1 protein-coding gene is annotated in these 1,540 nt (G+C 66.7%); it reads left to right on the top strand.

Annotated features, from left to right (window positions below; genetic code table 11):
* A partial coding sequence (locus ASG29_RS01800) for a peptide chain release factor 3 (RefSeq protein ID WP_235532731.1) occupies positions 1–1,454 on the top strand: 1,454 nt, incomplete at its 5' end.
* Positions 1,455–1,540 lie beyond the last annotated feature (86 nt).

Below are 1,540 nucleotides of genomic sequence, written 5' to 3' on the forward strand. Positions count from 1 at the left end.
AGCTCCTCTACGTCGGCGGCGCGATCCACCTCGCCGGCGAGGTGAAGGCGCGTGGGGCAACGCGGCGCGCGCGGTCGGACTGGATGAAGATCGAGCAGCAGCGCGGAATTTCCGTCACCTCCAGCGTGATGACGTTCGAGCGCGGGGGCATCACCTTCAACCTGCTCGACACGCCGGGGCACGAGGATTTCAGCGAGGACACCTACCGCACCCTCACCGCGGTCGACAGCGCGGTCATGGTCATCGACGCCGCGAAGGGCATCGAGCCGCAGACGCGCAAATTGTTCGAGGTCTGCCGCCTGCGCAGCGTGCCCATCATCACCTTCGTCAACAAGGTGGACCGCGAAGGCCGGCCGCCGTTCGAGTTGCTGGACGAGATCGCGGACATGCTGGCGCTCGACGTCACGCCGATGAACTGGCCGATCGGCATGGGCGGCGAATTCGAGGGTATCATGGACCTCGCCACCCGCCGCATCAGCCGCCCGACCGGAGACAGCCGCACCTTCCAGGGCACGACCGACGACGCCGCGCTGTCGGACCGGTTCGCGGAGGAAGTGGAACTGGCGGAGGCCGGCTACGCCCCCTTCGATGGTGAGGCGTATCGCAACGGCGATCTGACCCCGGTGTATTTCGGCTCCGCGCTGAAGGATTTCGGCCCCGCCGAACTGATCGCCGCCTTGGCCGAACATGCGCCCCCGCCGCGCCCCCAGCCCGCCGAGCCCGCGCCGGTCAGCCCGGACGAAAGCGAGGTCACCGGCTTCGTCTTCAAGGTGCAGGCGAACATGGACCCGCAGCACCGCGATCGCATCGCGTTCATGCGGCTATGCTCGGGCACGTTCAAGCGCGGCATGAAGCTGACCCCGACGGGCCATGGCAAGCCGATCGCGGTCCATTCCCCGATCCTGTTCTTCGCGCAGGACCGGGAGATCGCGGACGAGGCGTTTCCCGGCGACATCATCGGCATCCCCAACCACGGCACGCTGCGCGTCGGCGACACCCTGTCCGAACGCGCCGCGATCCGCTTCACCGGCCTGCCCAATTTCGCGCCCGAAATCCTGCGCCGGGTGCAGCTGAAGGACCCGACCAAGACGAAGCAGTTGCGCAAGGCGCTGGACGACATGGCGGAGGAAGGCGTGACGCAGGTCTTCTACCCGGAAATCGGCAGCAACTGGATCATCGGCGTCGTTGGGCAATTGCAGCTGGAGGTGCTGATCTCGCGCCTGGACGCGGAATACAAGGTCGCCGCGGGGCTGGAAATGGCCCCCTTCGACACCGCGCGCTGGGTATCCGCGGCTGACCCGGCGGACCTGAAGGCGTTCATGGACGTGAACCGATCCGCGATGGCAAAGGACCGCGACGGCAACCCGGTGTTCCTGGCGAAGAGCGCGTGGGACGTGAACTACAACGCCGACCGCTACCCGAAGGTGAAATTCGCCGCCACGCGGGAACGGTGATTCCCGTCATTGCGAGCGGAGCGAAGCAATCCAGGGTCCCGCGCGCCACGCTGGATTGCTTCGCAATGACGAATCAGGATCACTCC

Origin of the sequence: Sphingomonas sp. Leaf412 (assembly GCF_001425405.1) — a bacterium.
GTDB lineage: Bacteria > Pseudomonadota > Alphaproteobacteria > Sphingomonadales > Sphingomonadaceae > Sphingomonas.